We start from the raw sequence: 17,762 nt of genomic DNA, 5'->3' as shown, positions 1-17,762 counted from the left end.
GTTGAAGCAAGCAGTACCGGCAAGTCCGCGGCAGTATCGCGGTTGTAGTACCGAGCCCCGCCTGAGCCCCCCTCACAGGCGGGGCTTTTCTTTTTGTCTTAGCGGAAGACGACCGTGCGGGCGCCATTGAGCAGAATGCGATGCTCGATGTGGCTGCGCACCGCGCGGGAAAGCACCAGGGATTCGACGTCGCTGCCTACCTGGGTCAGGTCTTGCGCGGTCATGGTGTGGTCCACGCGCTCGATGTCCTGCTCGATGATCGGCCCTTCATCCAGGTCGGCGGTGACGTAATGGGCCGTGGCGCCGATGATCTTCACGCCGCGCTGGTGTGCCTGGTGATAAGGCCGCGCGCCCTTGAAGCTGGGCAGGAAGCTGTGGTGGATATTGATGGCGCGGCCGGACAGCGCGCGGCACATGTCGCCGGACAGAATCTGCATGTAGCGGGCCAGCACGACCAGGTCGACGCCGGCGCGATCCACGATATCGAGGACCTGCCGCTCCTGTTCCGCCTTGTTGTCGCCACTGACCGGCAGGTGGTGAAAAGGCACGCCATACGACGCCGCCAGGCCGGCATAGTCGTTGTGATTGGACACGACGGCAGCGATTTCCGCATGCAGCTGGCCGCTCTTGACCCGGAACAGCAGGTCGTTCAAGCAATGGCCCTGCTTGCTCACCATGATCAGCAGGCGCTCCTTGCGGCGGGCGTCATGCAGCTGCATTTCCATGCCGAAGTCCGCCGCCAGGGCGTTGAAGCGCGCACGCAGGGCGTCGGCGCTGGTGGCCGGCGGCAGGTCGAAATGCACCCGCAGGAAGAAACGTCCGGTCTCGTCGTCGCCGAATTGCTGCGAATCCAGGATGTTGCAGCCCAGCTCGAACAACAGGCCACTGACGCGATAGACGATGCCGGTGCGGTCGGGGCAGGAGAGGGTCAGGATGTAGTCGTTATGCTGCATGGCGCTCAGGAGAAAAGTTACCGCATCGGCTCGGGCTGCGGGGTCAGGTCGAATCCGCCCGCATGATAGACCAGCGGCAGCGCGCCGCTATGGCCGCAATGTTCCACTTCGCCCACCATGATGACGTGGTCGCCTTCTTCATAGCGGCTGCGGTTGTGGCACTCGAACCAGGCCGCGCATTCGCTGCCCAGCATCAGGGTGCCGCCGGGCGCGCGCCGGGTGTGCACGCCCGCATAGCGATCAGGGGCGCTGCCGCTGGCAAAGCGCTTGGCCAGCGCCAACTGGTCGGCCGAAAGCACATTGATGACATAGCGCTGGCATTGCTGCAGCGCCGCCAGGGACGAGGAGGCGCGCGACAGGCTCCACAGCACCAACGGCGGGTTCAGCGAAACCGAGTTGAACGAACTGACGGTCATGCCTATGGGCTGACCCTCTTCGCTCATGGCCGTGACTACAGTCACGCCAGTGGCGAAACGGCCCAGGGCGGTGCGGAAAAACGGAGCGTCGAAATCAGGCGGGGTTGCGGGCATGCTGCGATAAGGCGCTCACGGGCGCGTGAATCCGGAATCAGGGCGAGATACGGCTGAGTAGCCATTGCTTGGCATTTAGTTCATAAACCAGGCGATCGTGCAGCCGCGAAGGCCGGCCTTGCCAGAACTCGAAGCGGGCCGGCACCACACGGTAACCGCCCCAGTGCGGCGGGCGCGGCGGCGTTTCGCCATAGCGCTGCTCGAAGTCACGGGTGGTGGCTTCCAGGGCTTCGCGCGTCACCGGCTGGCTCTGGTGCGAAGCCCAGGCGCCGATGCGCGAGCCCAGGGGGCGGCTGTTGTAATAGGCGTCCGATTCTTCGGCCGTTACTTTCTCGACGTGGCCTTCGATGCGGATCTGGCGCTCCAGCGGCTGCCAGAAGAACAGCAGGCTGGCGCGCTGGTTGTCGGCAAGGTCATGGCCCTTGCGCGACTCGTAATTGGTGTAGAACACAAAGCCCCGTTCGTCCGCGCCCTTGACCAGCACGATGCGCGCCGACGGCTGGCCCGTGGCATCCACGGTGGCCAGGGTCATGGCATTCGGTTCGGGGACTTCGGCCGCCAGGGCTTCGTCAAACCAGCTGGAGAACTGATCGAAGGGCGACGCGGCCGCCTGGGACTCCAGCAGCTCGTTCTTGTCGTAGATTTGGCGCAGATCGGCAAGGCTCATGATGGCGGACGCGGCGCCGGGTGTGCCGCGATGCAAAAGAAACGCATCCAGTGTACCGCCGTTGCCGCCCGGCGCGCTTTGAGCCTGCTCATACGGTCAGGCATCCGCCAGCGGATCCGCGTCGGCTTCCAGCAGCCGGGTCAGGCGCTGCAGCTTCAGGTCGTGGATGCCGGCGTCCTTCAGCGCGTGCGAGGTCTGCGTGACGTACTCGGTGCAAGGGCCGTATTTGCCGCTGGCGCGGCGCACGATGGCCAGTACCTCCGCATCCGGCAGGGCCGCGATATAGGCGGGGCTGGCGCGGTTCATGATGAATACCAGCGCGCGCACCGGGCCGTCGTCCGTGGCGCAGTTCAGCCAGCGCGGCAGATAGGATCCGGTGGACATTTCCCGCTGCCATAACGCGGTGAAGCGTTCGCGCACCGCGTGGCCATGCAGGCGGTAGACCATGCCCTGGCAGGAACCGCCGCGATCCAGGCCGAAAACCAGTCCCGGCGTCTCCGGCGTCCCGCGGTTGACCCGCGACCACAGGCACAGCGCGCGGTGGTGGCCGCGCAGGGTGGCTTTGCGCCTTTCCAGGAAATCGAACTCGGGCCGCCAGATCAGCGAGCCATAGCCGAAGACCCATACGTCTTCGCCTTCGCGCCAGTCGCGTAGCGCGGCGTCGAGCGAGGCTTGGCGCTCATCGGGCGTCCACAGACGGAAATCGGAGGGCAGGGGGCAGGACGGTATTGCAAGTTTCACGCGGGTTCACTTCACGCGGGTTGGAAAATGTGGGGCCGGCCGGCAACTGGCAACGGCCAGTGGACGGCAACCAGACGGGTCGCACTACCCGTGGCGTCTGCCCTGGCAGCAGCATGCAACGCTGCTGCTCAGCGTTCCGCCTCGGTGGGCGGATTGCGATTCAGCCAGCCGCCCGCCATCAAGGCCACGGCATAGGCCCAGAACAGCGGCGCAACCCCGATTACCGCACCCAGCGCGCCGAAGGTCAATGGGAGAGATACCTGGGAACCGTTGATCAGTGCCATGCGCAGGCCTACGGTTTCCGCCGCGCGCCCGGGCGGGGAGTGCTGATGCAACAGGGCCAGGATGCTGGGTTGGCTCACCCCCAACGCCAGCCCTAAGGCAAAAGACAGGCCGATCAGGAAGGCAACGTCCGTGAACAGCGGGTAAATCATGAAATCCGCCGCAGCGGTTCCCATCGCCATCCGGATCAGGGTCCAGGAAGTGACGCGACGCTGGATAAGGGGTAGAAGCAGGCGGATGAAGAAAGTTGCTGCGGCGAACGACGCCAATATGATGCCGATAGTGGTGCCGGACAGGCCGATCGAGACGCCGAAGATGGGCACGATGAACAGATGGCTGTCCCAGGCGCCCGACAGGATGGTGTTGACGAAAAGAATGCGACGAAGCGCGGGCAATGCGATCAGTTCGCGGATGTTGCGCTTGGCGGCGTCGCCGGCGGCGCTGGGTTTGACGCTGCGCAACTCGTGGCGCATGTAATAAAGGCCGGCCGCAGCGGTGATGGGACCCAGCGACAGCAGCGCAAAGGCCGCGTCGTTGCCCATGTGGTCGATGGCGATGCCACCGAACAGCGGTCCGCTGAAGCCGGAGGCCCCTAAAGCCAGCGACATCCAGGAAAAATTGCGCAGACGGGTGCGGTGAGGCGCCATGCCCAGGATGTTCTGCGTGGCAACCTGGTGCAGCATGAAGCCGATGCCGATACAGCTGGAAGCCAGCAGCAGGGTAATCTGGGTAGGCACCAGGGCCGGCGCCACCGTGCCGCAGATCAGCAGCGCAGTGCCGCAGGCCATGGGCTTGGCGATACCGACATGATCTACCCATCTTCCGACTTTTACGGAGAAAAGCATGGGAAGTATGGCGAAAACGGCGATAAGTGCGCCAACCTTGACGGTCGACATGCCCAAGTGCAAGGCACTTAGCGAAACCGTAACGCGACCCCCGGTGAGGGCCACGTGATTGAGCATATTGATGATGCACAGTAACGCCGCACCGGAAATGGCGGGCGTTGCGGTTTCATCAGAGGGGGGCAATGGAGTGGCTGACACGGCGTTATTTGTCGCTATTCTGTGCCGTACTCCCTGTTATGTCGAGTTGCAGCGCAGCAAAAACAGACACAATAATCGGACTTGTCAAGGCCTTTTCATGCTTTGTCGCTCAAGTTCGTCGAATCTTCACCGAGCTGACAGCAAATCCTCGTATCGCTTCGCTACGTCTTTATGGCGCATGTGAGCGAATTGAAAGCTAATGCGCAGATTTTATGAAACCCAACGCAAATTAACGCCATCGCTTGCCTGCGCTGGTTAACATGCCAGCGGCATTGGCCGATCCAGCCGCCGTCCGCGGCACCTCCACTCGCCATGAAACTAGGCATTACCTTCAAACTGTTCCTGGCCATCCTGGTCACCTGCCTGATCGTCACCCTGGCCATGGGGGCGGCTGTCCGGTGGAACTTCGAGCGGCATTTCTTCTCCTACGTCAAGGAGCGCGAAGGCCGCCGCATCGAACGTTTGCGCCAAACCCTGGCGGACATCTACCGCGATGACGGCGATTGGGATGCCTTGCGCGGCAACGATTCGCTGTGGAACCACCTGTTGACCCTGCCGCCGCCGGACGAAGGCATGGGGCAGCGCCCGTATCGCGGCCGCAGCCCGTTCGACTTGCCGCCGGACTTCGGCTCCTTCCTGTGGCCGTCGCCCGGATCGGGGCGCGGGCCGGGACCGCGGGGGCGTGGTCCCGACGGCCGGGGCGATCAGGCTGGCGGGGACTTTGGCGACAGCGGGCCCGACGAACCCGGCGGTGGGCCCGACGACCTCATGGGCCCGCCCTCGCGCGGGCACGATTTCCTGGCGCCGCCTTTCACCTTGCTGGATGCGCAATTACGCGTGGTGGCGGGCGGCAATCCCATTCCCAGTGCGCCGCGCCATGCGATCAGCGTGAACGGCATGACGGTGGGCTGGCTGGTCACCCCCTTTCCGGACCGTATGCCCAACGAGTCGGATCAACGCTTCCAGCGCGAGCAATCGGAAGCGACCTGGGTCATCGGCACGTTGTCGGCCTTACTGGCCGCGGTGGTGAGCATTCTGCTGGCGCGGGTCTTCCTGGCGCCGGTGCGGCGCCTGGCCCGTGCCACGCACAAGCTGTCGGCGGGCGATTACTCGACGCGCGTGAACGTCACCTCGGCCGACGAACTGGGCCGGCTGGGCCAGGACTTCAACCGGCTGGCCTTCGCGCTGGAACGCACGGAAGCCTTGCGGCGCGAAATGATGGCCGATATTTCGCACGAGTTGCGCACGCCCCTGGCGGTGTTGCGCGGCGAACTGGAAGCCTTGCAGGACGGCGTGCGCAAATTTTCGCCGGCGGCGCTGTCGTCCCTGCAGTCGGAAGTCGGTCTATTGAGCAAGCTGATCGACGACCTCTACGACCTGTCCCTGGCGGACGTGGGAGCGCTGTCCTATCGTATGGAGCCGGTGGACATGGGTGAGATCGCCGCCATGGCCGCCGACGCCTTCCATGACCGCATGCGGGCGCGCGGCCTGAGCATCGAAGCCACCGTGGCCGAGCCCGGGGCGACGATCGAAGGGGATCGCCAGCGCCTGATGCAGTTGATGAATAACTTGTTGGAAAATGCCCTGCGTTATACCGATCCTGGTGGCCGCGTCCAGGTCGATGTGCGCACCGAAGGGCATCAGTTGGTGGTCGAATGCCAGGACTCGGCGCCTGGCGTGCCGGCGCAGCACCTGCCGCGCCTGTTCGACCGGCTGTATCGCGTCGATGCTTCGCGCAGCCGTGAAAGCGGGGGCGCCGGGCTGGGCCTGGCAATCTGCCAACGCATCGTTGAATCGCACCGCGGCACCATCAAGGCCATGCCTTCGCCCTTGGGCGGGCTGGCTGTGCGTATCGAAATTCCCCTGGCCGAAGGGGCCAATCACATAGAACTCGCGGGAATACCATGATCCTGATCGTAGAAGACGAACCCAAGCTGGCCTCCCTGGTCACCGATTATCTGCAGGCCGCTCATTTCGAAACCGAGCACATCTCCGACGGCCGCGATGCCCTGGCCGCCATCCGTGCCAAGAAGCCCGAACTGGTGCTGCTGGACCTGATGCTGCCCGGCCGCGACGGCCTGGAAGTCTGCCGCGAACTGCGCACCTTCAGCGACGTTCCGGTCATCATGCTGACGGCACGCGTGGAAGAGATCGACCGCTTGATCGGCCTTGAAATGGGCGCCGACGACTACATCTGCAAACCTTTCAGTCCGCGTGAAATGGTGGCCCGCGTCAAGGCCATCCTGCGCCGGGCCACCGCCAAGAGCAATGGCCTGCCGGCGCAGTCGCTGCTGGAGATCCGCCCGGAGCATCATTCGGCCAAGCTCGACGGCCAGCTGCTGTCGCTGACGCCGGTGGAATTCCGCCTGCTGCAGGCCTTGTCCGCGGCCGACGGCAACATCCTGTCGCGCGAACACCTGCTGAATCACCTGTACGCCGATCATCGCGTGGTGACCGACCGCACGGTGGACAGCCACATCAAGAACCTGCGGCGCAAGTTCGACGCCGTGATGCCGGGGCATGACCTGATCCGCTCCATCTATGGCGTCGGCTACAAGCTCGAACTGAACTGAATCGGCGCGGCGTGAGAAAATCACGCCATCATGACGACCGCCCTGACTTCCTGCGATATCGACGCCGAACGGCGTTTCGGCGGCCTGGCCCGCCTTTATGGCCCCCAGGCGCCGCAACGGCTGCGCGCCGCCCACGTGGCGGTGGCCGGGCTGGGGGGCGTGGGCTCCTGGACCGCCGAGGCACTGGCGCGTTGCGGTGTCGGCGCGCTGACGCTGATCGACCTGGACCATATCGCCGAGTCCAACGTCAACCGCCAGATCCACGCGCTGACCGGCACGCTCGGCGCGGCCAAGATCCAGGCCATGGCCGACCGCATCGCTGGCATCAATCCGGAATGCGTCGTGCATTGCGTGGACGATTTCGTCACGCCTGACAATGTAGGTGAGGTGCTGGCCGGGCCCTATGCCATGATCATCGACTGTACCGACCAGGTCGCGGCCAAGATCGCCATGGTGTTGCAGGCCCGCAAGCTGGGCTGCCCGTTGCTGGTGTGCGGCGGGGCCGGCGGCAAGACCGACCCGCTGGCGCTGCGCGCTGGCGACCTGTCCACGTCGCTCAACGATGCCCTGCTGGCCAAGCTGCGCAACAAGCTGCGGCGCGAACACGGCTATCCCAAGGCCGCGGACCAGGCCGGCAAGGTGCGCAAGCGCGTGCCGAAGATGCAGGTCGAGGCCCTGTGGTTCGACCAGCCGCCGATATTGCCGGCCGCGTGGCTGCAAGCCGGGGAAGCCGAAGACGACATGGGCGCGCAGGTGGAGCCGGGCGCGGCGCCGCAGGGCTTGTCCTGTGCGGGCTATGGGTCGGTGGTGACGGTGACGGCGGCCATGGGCATGGCGGCGGCCGACCGCGCGCTGCGGCGCATCGTGACCCTGTGACGCCGCGTGTCAAAAGCCTCACTACCGCGTTCGCTGTAAGCCTGGGCGAGTAAACTGCTGCCACTCGCTTGTGCCCCGCGCCTGAACACCGGCGTGCGTGGGCCTTTCACCCGCACAGTTTCATTTAGACACGTACATGTCCAATCTCATCGTCCACGGCGGCACGCCCTTGCGCGGTCGCATCACGCCCTCGGCCAACAAGAACGCGGTACTGCCCATCCTCTGCGCCACGCTGCTGACCTCGGAGCCCCTGCGCCTGCATGGCGTGCCCGACATAACCGACGTACGCAAGATCCTGGAGATCTTCCGCACCCTGGGCAGCCAGGTGTCCCTCGATCCCGAAACGCGCACGCTGGACCTGTGCCATCGCGACACCGTGTTCGATCCGGCCCACCATCATCTGCCCGAGGAAATGCGCTCGTCCATCATGCTGGTGCCGCCGCTGCTGGCGCGCTTCGGCGTCGCGCGGCTGGAGGACAACGTCAAGGGCTGCACCCTGGGCGTGCGTGAAATCGATCCCCACGTGGACGTGTTCCAGCGTTTCGGCGGCACCATCGAGCGGCAGGATGGTTCGCTGCTGGTGCGGCGCGCGGGCAGCCTGCAGGCTACCGACCACTGGCTGGATTACGCGTCGGTCACCACCACCGAAAACTTCGTGCTGTGCGCGGTGGCGGCGGACGGCCTGTCCACCTTGAACAATGCCGCGTCGGAACCGCACGTGCAGGAGTTTTGCCGCTTCATGGCGATGATGGGCGCGCGGATCGAAGGGCTGGGTACTTCGCGCCTGTCGGTGCGCGGCGGCACGGTCCTGCGTGGCGGCGAATTCCATTTCGAGGAAGACTTCCACGAGATCACCACCTTCCTCGCGCTGGGCGCGATCACCGGTGGCGACGTGGTGGTGCGCAACAGCGTGCCGGGCAACTTCCCGCTGATCGACCGCACCTTCGCCAAGTTCGGGGTCAAGATCACGCACGAGGACGGTTGGTCGCACGCCTCGGTGCCGGGCCCCTTGAAGGTGCAGGTGCCTTTCACCAGCAACGTGCTGACGAAGGTGGAAGCCGCGCCCTGGCCTTACGTGCCGGTGGACCTGCTGCCTATCTTCATCGCGCTGGGCGTGCGCGCGCAGGGCAATGCCATGTTCTGGAACAAGGTCTATGACGGCGCGCTGGGCTGGACCACGGAATTGTCCAAGTTCGGCGCGCATGTGTTCCTGTCCGATCCGCATCGCCTGATCACCTTCGGCGGTGGTGCGCCCATGGGGCCGGCGGTGGTGGAAAGCCCGTACATCATTCGTGTCGCCATCGCGCTGTTCATGGTGGCGGCCAGCATCGAAGGCCGTTCGGAAATCCGCAACGCCACGCCCATCCGGCGCGCGCATCCGCGCTTCGTCGAGAACCTGCGCAGCCTGGGCGTGCAGGTGGAGTGGACGGCGGAAGAGTAGGGCGGCGCGCGCGGCTTACGAGCGACGCCAACTGCAGCATCCAGACAAGGATCTCCATGGAAGCGCAATTTTGGCTGGATCGGTGGCGCGAAGGCGTCACCGGGTTTCATCAGGAGCGGGTCACGCCGCTGTTGCCCAAGTATTGGCCGGGTCTGGAAGTGGCGCCGGGCGGGCGGGTGCTGGTGCCCTTGTGCGGCAAGACGCTGGACATGGTCTGGCTGGCGCAGCAGGGCCATCCGGTGCTGGGCGTGGAGTTGTCGCCGCTGGCGGTCGAGCAATTCTTCACCGGCAATGGCCTGGCGCCCAGCGTGCACAGTACCGAGGCGGGTGACGTCTATCGTGCCGGCAATATCGAGATCCTGTGCGGCGACATCTTCACGCTGGATGCCGCGACGCTGGCGGGATGCGCGGGCGTGTACGATCGCGCGGCCTTGATCGCCTTGCCGCCGGGCATGCGCGAACGCTACGTGCGGCACGTCTACGCCGGCCTGGCGCCCGGTACGCGCGGGCTGCTGATCACGCTGGACTATGAGCAGGACAAGATGCCCGGCCCGCCGTTTGCCGTGGGCGAGGACCAGGTACAGGCCTTGTACGCAGGCCATACCGCGTTGCGTCGCCTCGACCGGCGCGCCATGCTGGACAAGGAACCCAAGTTCGCCGCGCGCGGCCTGACCTGGCTGGATACGCTGGTCTACGCGCTGCAGCGGGGTTAGTCCTCGGCCTGCGGCGTGCGCACCCAGTCCACGTCGAACCACCCGCGCAGGGCATTGGACAAGCGGATGCCGCGTGCGCGGGGTAAGTCGTCTTCGTAGAGCAGGCGTTCTTCCACCAGGCCGCGTTCGAGCAGTTCGGCGCGTTGCACGCCAGGCAGGCAGCCGCAATCGATGGGCGGCGTGAACCATTTACCGCCCAGCTGCAGATAGACATTGCTGCGGCTGCCTTCGCACAACTCGCCTTTCTCATTGCTCAGCAGTGCATCGAAGAATGCCGGGTGCTCGGCCAGCCACGCCGTGGGCGCGTCGTACCAGTGCCGGCGCGTCGTCTTGTAGCGCAGCAACGGTTCACGGGAATCGAGACGGGCAGGCCATAGGCGCACGCCCGGCAAAGGCGGCAGGTCCGGCAGCGGCGTGGCCTGCACGGTCGCCTGGCCTTGTGCATCGACCAGCAGGCGCACCCGCTGCGGGCCCGGCGTGCGTGCCAGGCCGGCGGCGGTCAGCACCTGTTCGCGGATGGCATCGCCATGGAAGGGGCGCTCCAGCGCCGCACAGGAAAGCCGCAGGCGGCCCATATGGCGGTCCAGCAGCAGGATCCGGCCGTCGACTTCGACGCGCATGGTCTCGATCAGGGATGGCTGAGCGGAAGCGGGCTGGATGGAAGCGGGCTGGATGGAAGAGGGCTTAACTGCGGTCATCGCCAATAAATCCTTTTAACTCTGTTCGCCGGTCCCGCTGGCCGTGATCGTTGCCTTGCAGCGAAGTCCTTCAACTCGCCAGGATGCGCGTCTTCCACAGGCATTCCTGCCATTCCGATTCCGCATCCGAATCGAAAACGATGCCGCCGCCCGCACCATAAACGCCATGGCCTTCGGTATCCAGCACCAGCGTACGTATCGCCACGTTCAAGGAGAAATCGCCATCCGGCGCCAGCCAGCCTATGCTGCCGCAATATAGCCCGCGCGGCGTCGTCTCGGCGCGGCGGATCTGGCGCATGGCGGCGATCTTGGGCGCGCCGGTCACCGATCCGCAGGGGAACAAGGCGGCCAGCACTTCGCCCAACGTGGCATGCGGCGCCTGCGCGCTGATGGTCGACGTCATGGTCCAGACCGAAGGATAGCGCTCCAGCGTGAACAGCGCGTCAACCTTTACCGAGCCCGGCTCGGCCAGGCGGCCGAGGTCGTTGCGCAGCAGGTCGACGATCATCAGGTTCTCCGCACGATTCTTGGCGCTGGCATGCAGTTCACGACCCAGGGCTTCGTCGCGCACCGGATCCGCATCGCGCGGCGCCGTGCCTTTCATCGGCCGCGCCGTCAGCGTCGCGCCCTCGCGGGCCACGAACAGCTCGGGCGAGAACGACAGGATGCTCTGGGTGCCATCCTCGATATAGGCGGCGTGCGCCACCGGATTGGCGGCGGCGATGCGCGCATACAGCTCGCGCGGATCGCCCTGCACGCGCAGGTCCATCGGCTGGGTGTAGTTGACCTGGTAGTAGTCGCCACGGCCGATGCCTTCACGGATGGCTTCGACCTGGGCCAGGTAGTCGTCGTGCGGTGTGCGCGGCTGCACGTCCAGGATGCGGCTGCCGGCATCGTCCGGCACAGGCCAGGGCTGGCCCCGCACCACGCCCTCGAACACCAGCGCCCGCAAGCGCGGGCGTTTGCGCGATGGCGCCGGCTTGTCGTCGGCCCCGGGCAGGCTGCCCAATCCGCCGGCGACCCTAGATCCGGCTGCACCCGTGGATCCGCCGGCGGTAGCCGTCGCGCCGAGCCCGGCACCCGCAGCCTGCAAGCCCGCACTGGTGCCGCCGCAGCGCTGGGCGGCCCGGCCGATGGCACTGCGGCCAGGCGCGCCGATGACTTCGGGCAGCAACCATTCGCCCAACTCGAAGTCCAGCATCAGCGCCACCCAATGGCCTGCGCGCCGGGCCGCCTCGATGGCGGCCAGCGCTGCCGGCAGTTCCTGTGGCGCACGAGCTTCGATACGCCGGCAGAAACCCACCAGCTCCAGTGCATGCCCACGCAGGCGGTCTTCAAAACGGCAATACATTGCGAAGTCGGAGTCCCTTGTCGGCCGGACGGAAAGGAAACATGAACAGCCGGCCGAGGGCGCGGATCAGAGAGACGATCATCTATTGTCGCAGGAACTCCGCCAGCACCTGGCCGGTGTGTGACTTTTCGCGCAGGGCCATGACGTCTTCCGGCGTCCCCTGGGCCACCAGCTGACCACCACCGCTGCCGCCTTCCGGCCCCATATCGAGCAGCCAGTCGGCTTCGGCGATAACGTCCAGGTTGTGTTCGATCACCACCACGGTGTTGCCCGCCTCGACCAGGCGATGCAGCACGTGGATCAGCTTCTCGACATCGGCCATGGACAAGCCCACCGTCGGCTCATCCAGCACGTACAAGGTGTGCGGAATGCGCGACGCGCGCCCGGTGGTGATGACGCCATCGGTCAGCCTGGCCTTGGACAGCTCCGACACCAGCTTGATGCGCTGCGCTTCGCCACCGGACAGCGTGGGCGACGGCTGGCCCAGCGTCAGGTAGCCCAGGCCCACGTCCTGCATCAGCTGCAAGGGACGACGCACCTTGGGATGGGCCGCGAAGTACTCCAGCGCATCGTCCACTTCCATGGACAGCACTTCGCCGGCATGCTTGCCGCGCATCTGCACCGACAGCGTGTCGACGTTGAAGCGCGCGCCATTGCACGCATCGCAAGGTACCTTCACGTCCGGCAGAAAGTTCATCTCGATGGTGCGCATACCCTGGCCTTCGCAGATCGGGCAGCGGCCATCACCGGTATTGAACGAGAAACGCGCCGTCGACCAGCCGCGCATACGCGCTTCCTTGGTGTCGGCGAACTGCTTGCGCACGTCGTCCCAGAAACCGATATAGGTACCGGGGCAGGAACGCGGCGTCTTGCCGATGGGCGTCTGGTCCACTTCCAGCACCCGGTCCAGTGCCTCCCAGCCCTTGATGTCGGTGCAGCCGTGCCACTTGGGTGCCGCGCCTTGCGACACCGCCTGCAGCAGGTTGTCCAGCAGCACCTCGCGCGCCAGGGTGGATTTACCCGATCCCGACACCCCCGTGACCACGCTCAGGCGGCCGATGGGGAAGCGCGCATTGACGTTGTGCAGATTATGCAGATGGGCGTTGCGCACCTCCACGAAGGCGGTGTCCTTCTCGATGGCGCGGCGGCCTTGCAGCGGATGCCGCAACGGATTCTTCAGATAGCGCCCGGTCACCGAGCGCTCGTCCTTCATCAGGTCTTCCGCCGTACCCTGGGCCACCACCTGGCCGCCCCGCACGCCGGCACCCGGACCGATGTCGATGATGTGGGCGGCGCGCCGGATGGTGTCGTCGTCATGCTCGACCACCACCAGCGTGTTGCCATTGCCTTCCAGGCGGCCCAGCGCGTCCAGCAGGATGCGGTTGTCGCGCGGATGCAAACCGATGGTGGGCTCGTCCAGGATGTAGCACACGCCCTGCATATTGGAGCCCAGTTGCGCGGCCAGGCGGATGCGCTGTGCTTCGCCGCCCGACAGGGTCGGCGCCGCGCGATCCAGCTGCAGGTAATCCAGGCCCACTTCCTTCATGAAATTCAGGCGGCTGCGGATCTCCGCGAGAATGTCGCGCGCGATTTCCGCTTCGCGGCCCTTCACCACCAGCCCCGTGAAGAAGGTATGCGCGTCGTTCACCGACAGCGCGGCCAGTTCCGCGATGGAACGGTCGCGCCAGCGCACGTGCAGGGCCACGCGGTTCAGGCGCTGGCCGTGGCAGGTCGGGCACACCATGGCTTCGCCGGCATAGCGTTCGATCAGGCCCGCTTCCTCACCGGTCTGCTCTTCGTCCAGATCGGGCATCACCACGCCCGCGCCGAAGCAGGTCGGGCACCAGCCGTGCTTGGAGTTGTAGGAGAACATGCGCGGGTCCAGCTCGGGGAAGCTGACGCCGCTGATCGGGCAAGTACGCTTGGTGGAGAAGTGCGCCTGCTCCAGCACGGCATCCGGATCGCTGCGCAGGGTATCCAGCGGCCACAGCACGCTGAGCGCCCCCTGGCCGTAGTCCAGCGCACTGCGCACGGCTTCGCGCAGGGGCGCTTCGTTGGCGGGATCGACCAGCACATCGGCCACCGGCAGTTCGATGGTGTGTTCCTTGTAGCGGTCCAGGCGCGGCCACGGGCTGACCGGCGTGAAGACGCCGTCCACCCGCAGATGCGTGTGGCCTTTGCCGCCGGCCCATTTGGCCAGGTCGGTATAGAAGCCCTTGCGCGCGGTGACCAGGGGCGCCAGTACGCCGATGCGCTGGCCGGCGCGCTCGCGCAGGATGCGGGCGACGATCTGGTCAGGCGTTTGCGGTTCGACGGGGACGTTGTAGTCCGGCGAATACTGCACGCCCAGCTTCACGTACAGCAGGCGCAGGAAGTGATGGATCTCCGTCATCGTGGCGACGGTGGACTTGAGGCCGCCGCGGCTGGTGCGCTGGGCGATGGCCACCGTCGGCGGAATGCCGAAGATGGCATCGACGTCGGGCTTGCCGGCCGGCTGCACGATGGCGCGCGCGTAGGCGTTGAGCGATTCCAGATAGCGCCGCTGGCCTTCGTTGAACAGGATGTCGAACGCCAGGGTGGACTTGCCGGAGCCGGACACGCCGGTGATCACGGTGAACTTGTCGCGCGGAATTTCCACGCTGATGTTCTTCAGGTTGTGTTCGCGCGCGTTGCGGATCTCGATGGACATGGGCGCCTGGCGCCGCAGCGTGGCCGGCAGCGGCGTGCCGTTGACCTTGGCTTCGCCGTCGTCGTCATCCTGCGCGGCATGGCTGACCTGCACCGTTTGCGCGGGCAGGATGGCGTGTTCGTATTCACGCAGCGCGGCGCCCGTATGCGAAGCTGGATTGTCCATCAGGTCTTGCGGCGTGCCGTAGCCCACCAGCAGGCCGCCGGCGTCGCCGCCGTCGGGCCCGAGGTCCAGCAGCCAGTCGGCCGCGCGGATCACGTCCAGGTTGTGCTCGATGACCAGCAGCGTATGCCCCGCCGCCAGCAGCTTGCGGAACGCGCGCATCAGCCGCGCGACATCGTCGAAGTGCAGGCCGGTGGTCGGTTCGTCGAACAGGAACAGGCTGCCCTTCTTGGCGACCTTGGCCGTGGCGATGCCGCTGCGGGCTGCCTCGGCCAGGTGGCCGGCCAGCTTCAGGCGCTGCGCCTCGCCGCCCGACAAGGTTGGCACGGGTTGCCCCAGGCGCACGTATTCCAGGCCCACGTCGGCCAAGGGGGCCAGGCCGGTCTGGACGTCGCGCAGGCCCTTGAAGAACTCCAGCGCCTCGCTCACCGTCATTTCCAGCACTTCGTCGATGGACGCGCTCTTGCCCAGATGCTCGACGCGGACCTGCAGCACCTCCGGACGGAAACGCTTGCCGTCGCAGTCAGGGCAACGCAGGTACACGTCGGACAGGAACTGCATTTCCACGTGTTCGAAGCCGGTGCCGCCGCAGACCGGGCAGCGGCCCTCGCCGCTATTGAAGCTGAAGGTGCCCGCCGTGTACGCGCGCTCTTTCGACAGCGGCGCCTGCGAGAACAGCTTGCGGATCGCATCGAAGGCGCCGACATAACTAGCCGGATTGGAGCGCGCGGTCTTGCCGATCTGGGTCTGGTCCACCAGCACCACGTCGGCGATCTGCTCGGCGCCCAGCAGGCGCCCGAAAGCGCCCGGCGCTTCGGAAGGCTTGCCCTTGAGCTTGAGCAGGGCCGGATACAGCACGTCGGACACCAGCGTCGATTTGCCGGAGCCGGACACGCCGGTGACGCACACCAGGCGGCCCAGCGGAATTTCCACCGAAACGTTCTTCAGGTTGTGCGCATTGACGCCTTCCAGCAGCAGGCGGGGAGTATTGGCCGCCACCGGCATGGGCCGCGGCGCTTCCACGCGCAGGCGGCCACCCAGGTAATCGCCCGTCAGCGTGGGCGCGGCGCGCAGCTGCGCGGGCGTGCCGTCGAAGACGATGTTGCCGCCCCGTTCGCCGGGGCCGGGACCGATGTCCAGGACGCGGTCGGCGGCGATCATGACCTGCGGGTCGTGTTCGACCACGACCAGCGTATTGCCCGCATCGCGCAGGCGATGCATGACCTCCACCACGCGATGCATATCGCGTGGGTGCAGGCCGATGGAGGGTTCATCCAGGACGAACAGCGTGTTGACCAGGGAGGTGCCCAGCGCGGTCGTCAGGTTGATACGCTGCACTTCGCCACCGGACAGCGTGCGGCTCTGGCGGTCCAGCGTCAGGTAGCCGAGGCCGACGTCGCAGAGGAATTTCAGGCGTGCGCGCACCTCCGTCAACAGCAGATCGGTAGCGGCATCGAGTACGCCGTGGTAACGCAGGCTGTCGAAGTACGCACGCACGCGTTCGATGGGCAGCAGCATCACGTCATGGATGGACAGGCCGTCCAGCAGGTACAGCAACTCATCCGACCAGTTCGCCTGGACCGGTTTGAAACGGCGATAGTGGCCGTCTTCCGCCGGCATGACGGCGTCGGCCTCGTCCTTGGTGCCGACGCGCCACAGCAGCGCATCGGGCTTCAGGCGCGAGCCGCGGCAGGTGGGGCAAGGCGTATAGCTGCGGTACTTCGACAGCAGCACCCGCACGTGCATCTTGTAGGCCTTGGTTTCGAGCCAGGCGAAGAAGCGCTGCACGCCATACCACTGGTTTTTCCAGGCCTGGCTGCCCCCCTTGAAGTCGGGGTCGCCATGCAGCACCCATTCCTGCTGCTGCGGCGTCATGGTCTTCCAGGGCACGGACAGGGGCACGCCCGCGCGCGGCGCGTACTTCTGCAGATCGTCCTGGCATTCCTTGTAGCTGGCCGTCTGCCAGGGCTTGATGGCGCCTTCCAGCAGCGTCTTGTTCTCGTCCGGGATGACCAGGCCGAAGTCGATGCCGATGACGCGGCCGAAGCCACGGCACGATTCGCAGGCGCCCAGCGGCGAGTTGAAGGAGAAGGAACTGGGCAGCGGGTCGGCGTATTCGATGTCGCAGTCGGCGCAGTGCAGGCGGTCGCTGTACTTCCAGACCTGGGCGTCGCGGCCGTCGTCATCCAGCACATGCACGGCAAGGTGGCCGGCGCCCATGCGCAGCGCGGTGTCCAGGGCTTCCATGACGCGATCGGTCTCGGCGCTGGAAAAGCGGAAACGGTCCTGCACCACGTGCAGCACGCGCTGTTCCACCGGCGCGTCCTTGCTCTTTTTCGCGGCGCCTTTTTTCGCGGAGTCTTTCCGGGCTTCCGCGCCGGGATCGTTGACGGTCGCGGCGGCCTCGCCTTCCTGCCCATGGACGCGGGTATAGCCCTGCTGTTCCAGGAAGCCGCGCACTTCGTCTTCAGTGAAGTTCGCCGGCACCTTGATGGGGAAGGTCACGACCAGGCGCGGGTCGCTCGCTTCGACGCTGCGCTCGGCCAGCGACTGGCGAATCGAATCGGGCGTGTCGCGCCGCACCGGCCGGCCACAGCCGCGGCAGAACAGGTGCGCGCCACGCGCGAACAGCAGCTTCAGGTGGTCGTTCAGCTCCGTCATCGTGCCGACGGTGCTGCGCGAACTGCGCACGGGATTGGTCTGGTCGATGGCGATGGCGGGAAGTATGCCTTCGATCCGGTCGACCTGCGGTTTGTCCATGCGGTCGAGGAACTGACGCGCATAGGGAGAGAAGGTTTCGACGTAGCGCCGCTGCCCTTCGGCATACAGCGTGTCGAAAGCCAGGGAGCTTTTGCCCGAGCCCGAGACGCCGGTAACGACGACGAATTCGCCAGTGGCGAAAGTTACGTCCAGGTTCTTGAGATTGTTCTGGCGTGCGCCAACGATGCGAATTTCGGAAGTCATCCTGTAATCGTAGCCTGTGCGTCAATAGGGGGAGGCGGCGGCGGGGTCGCCGGCGTGGGTATTGGGGAAATCGTGCCTT

The 17,762-nt window shown here is 65.9% G+C and carries 13 protein-coding genes; 5 read left to right on the top strand and 8 right to left on the bottom strand.

Annotated features, from left to right (window positions below):
* Positions 1-98 precede the first annotated feature (98 nt).
* From purU to CEY05_RS12295, 5 genes are all read right to left on the bottom strand, one after another.
* Positions 99-953, bottom strand: coding sequence for a formyltetrahydrofolate deformylase (gene purU / locus CEY05_RS12315; protein ID WP_088598639.1), 855 nt, complete (start codon positions 951-953; stop codon positions 99-101).
* A 17-nt stretch (positions 954-970) separates the two neighbouring features.
* The gene (locus tag CEY05_RS12310; RefSeq protein ID WP_088598638.1) at positions 971-1,483 is read right to left on the bottom strand and encodes a flavin reductase family protein; all 513 of its coding nucleotides are present in this window, start codon (positions 1,481-1,483) and stop codon (positions 971-973) included.
* 37 nt (positions 1,484-1,520) lie between these two features.
* Complete coding sequence (gene pdxH, locus CEY05_RS12305; RefSeq protein ID WP_088599184.1) at positions 1,521-2,150, bottom strand: pyridoxamine 5'-phosphate oxidase; 630 nt, start codon at positions 2,148-2,150, stop codon at positions 1,521-1,523.
* 96 nt (positions 2,151-2,246) lie between these two features.
* Positions 2,247-2,891 (bottom strand): gamma-glutamylcyclotransferase, encoded by a 645-nt coding sequence (locus CEY05_RS12300; RefSeq protein ID WP_088598637.1) that lies wholly within the window; start codon positions 2,889-2,891, stop codon positions 2,247-2,249.
* A 128-nt stretch (positions 2,892-3,019) separates the two neighbouring features.
* Positions 3,020-4,216 carry an MFS transporter gene (locus CEY05_RS12295; RefSeq protein WP_369825937.1) on the bottom strand — a complete coding sequence of 399 codons (1,197 nt, stop codon included), beginning with the start codon at positions 4,214-4,216 and terminating at the stop codon, positions 3,020-3,022.
* A gap of 312 nt (positions 4,217-4,528) precedes the next feature.
* On the opposite strand from CEY05_RS12295, the gene CEY05_RS12290 reads away from it, so the two are divergent.
* From CEY05_RS12290 to CEY05_RS12270, 5 genes are all read left to right on the top strand, one after another.
* Positions 4,529-6,124 carry an ATP-binding protein gene (locus CEY05_RS12290; RefSeq protein ID WP_088598635.1) on the top strand — a complete coding sequence of 532 codons (1,596 nt, stop codon included), beginning with the start codon at positions 4,529-4,531 and terminating at the stop codon, positions 6,122-6,124.
* Positions 6,121-6,789 (top strand): response regulator, encoded by a 669-nt coding sequence (locus tag CEY05_RS12285; RefSeq protein ID WP_088598634.1) that lies wholly within the window; start codon positions 6,121-6,123, stop codon positions 6,787-6,789. The genes CEY05_RS12290 and CEY05_RS12285 overlap by 4 nt, the downstream gene beginning before the upstream one ends.
* A gap of 30 nt (positions 6,790-6,819) precedes the next feature.
* Positions 6,820-7,665, top strand: a complete 846-nt coding sequence (locus CEY05_RS12280) for a ThiF family adenylyltransferase (protein ID WP_088598633.1) — start codon at positions 6,820-6,822, stop codon at positions 7,663-7,665.
* Between the two features lie 136 nt (positions 7,666-7,801).
* Complete coding sequence (locus tag CEY05_RS12275) at positions 7,802-9,106, top strand: UDP-N-acetylglucosamine 1-carboxyvinyltransferase (protein WP_088598632.1); 1,305 nt, start codon at positions 7,802-7,804, stop codon at positions 9,104-9,106.
* Between the two features lie 56 nt (positions 9,107-9,162).
* On the top strand, positions 9,163-9,819 hold the full coding sequence (locus CEY05_RS12270) for a thiopurine S-methyltransferase (protein WP_088598631.1): 657 nt from the start codon (positions 9,163-9,165) through the stop codon (positions 9,817-9,819).
* On the opposite strand, the gene CEY05_RS12265 is transcribed toward CEY05_RS12270, so the two are convergent.
* The 3 genes from CEY05_RS12265 to uvrA all read right to left on the bottom strand — a co-directional run bounded on the left by CEY05_RS12265 (position 9,816) and on the right by uvrA (position 17,683).
* The gene (locus tag CEY05_RS12265) at positions 9,816-10,517 is read right to left on the bottom strand and encodes an aminotransferase class IV family protein (RefSeq protein ID WP_088598630.1); all 702 of its coding nucleotides are present in this window, start codon (positions 10,515-10,517) and stop codon (positions 9,816-9,818) included. The two genes, CEY05_RS12270 and CEY05_RS12265, sit on opposite strands and share 4 nt — an antisense overlap.
* A gap of 70 nt (positions 10,518-10,587) precedes the next feature.
* The gene (pabB, locus tag CEY05_RS12260; protein WP_233161499.1) at positions 10,588-11,868 is read right to left on the bottom strand and encodes an aminodeoxychorismate synthase component I; all 1,281 of its coding nucleotides are present in this window, start codon (positions 11,866-11,868) and stop codon (positions 10,588-10,590) included.
* Between the two features lie 82 nt (positions 11,869-11,950).
* Positions 11,951-17,683: an excinuclease ABC subunit UvrA gene (gene uvrA / locus CEY05_RS12255; protein ID WP_088598629.1), complete on the bottom strand. Its 5,733-nt coding sequence runs from the start codon at positions 17,681-17,683 to the stop codon at positions 11,951-11,953.
* Positions 17,684-17,762 lie beyond the last annotated feature (79 nt).

This window comes from Achromobacter sp. HZ34, assembly GCF_002209485.1.
GTDB lineage: Bacteria > Pseudomonadota > Gammaproteobacteria > Burkholderiales > Burkholderiaceae_B > Bordetella_C.
This window is presented reverse-complemented; position numbering and strand designations above follow the sequence as displayed.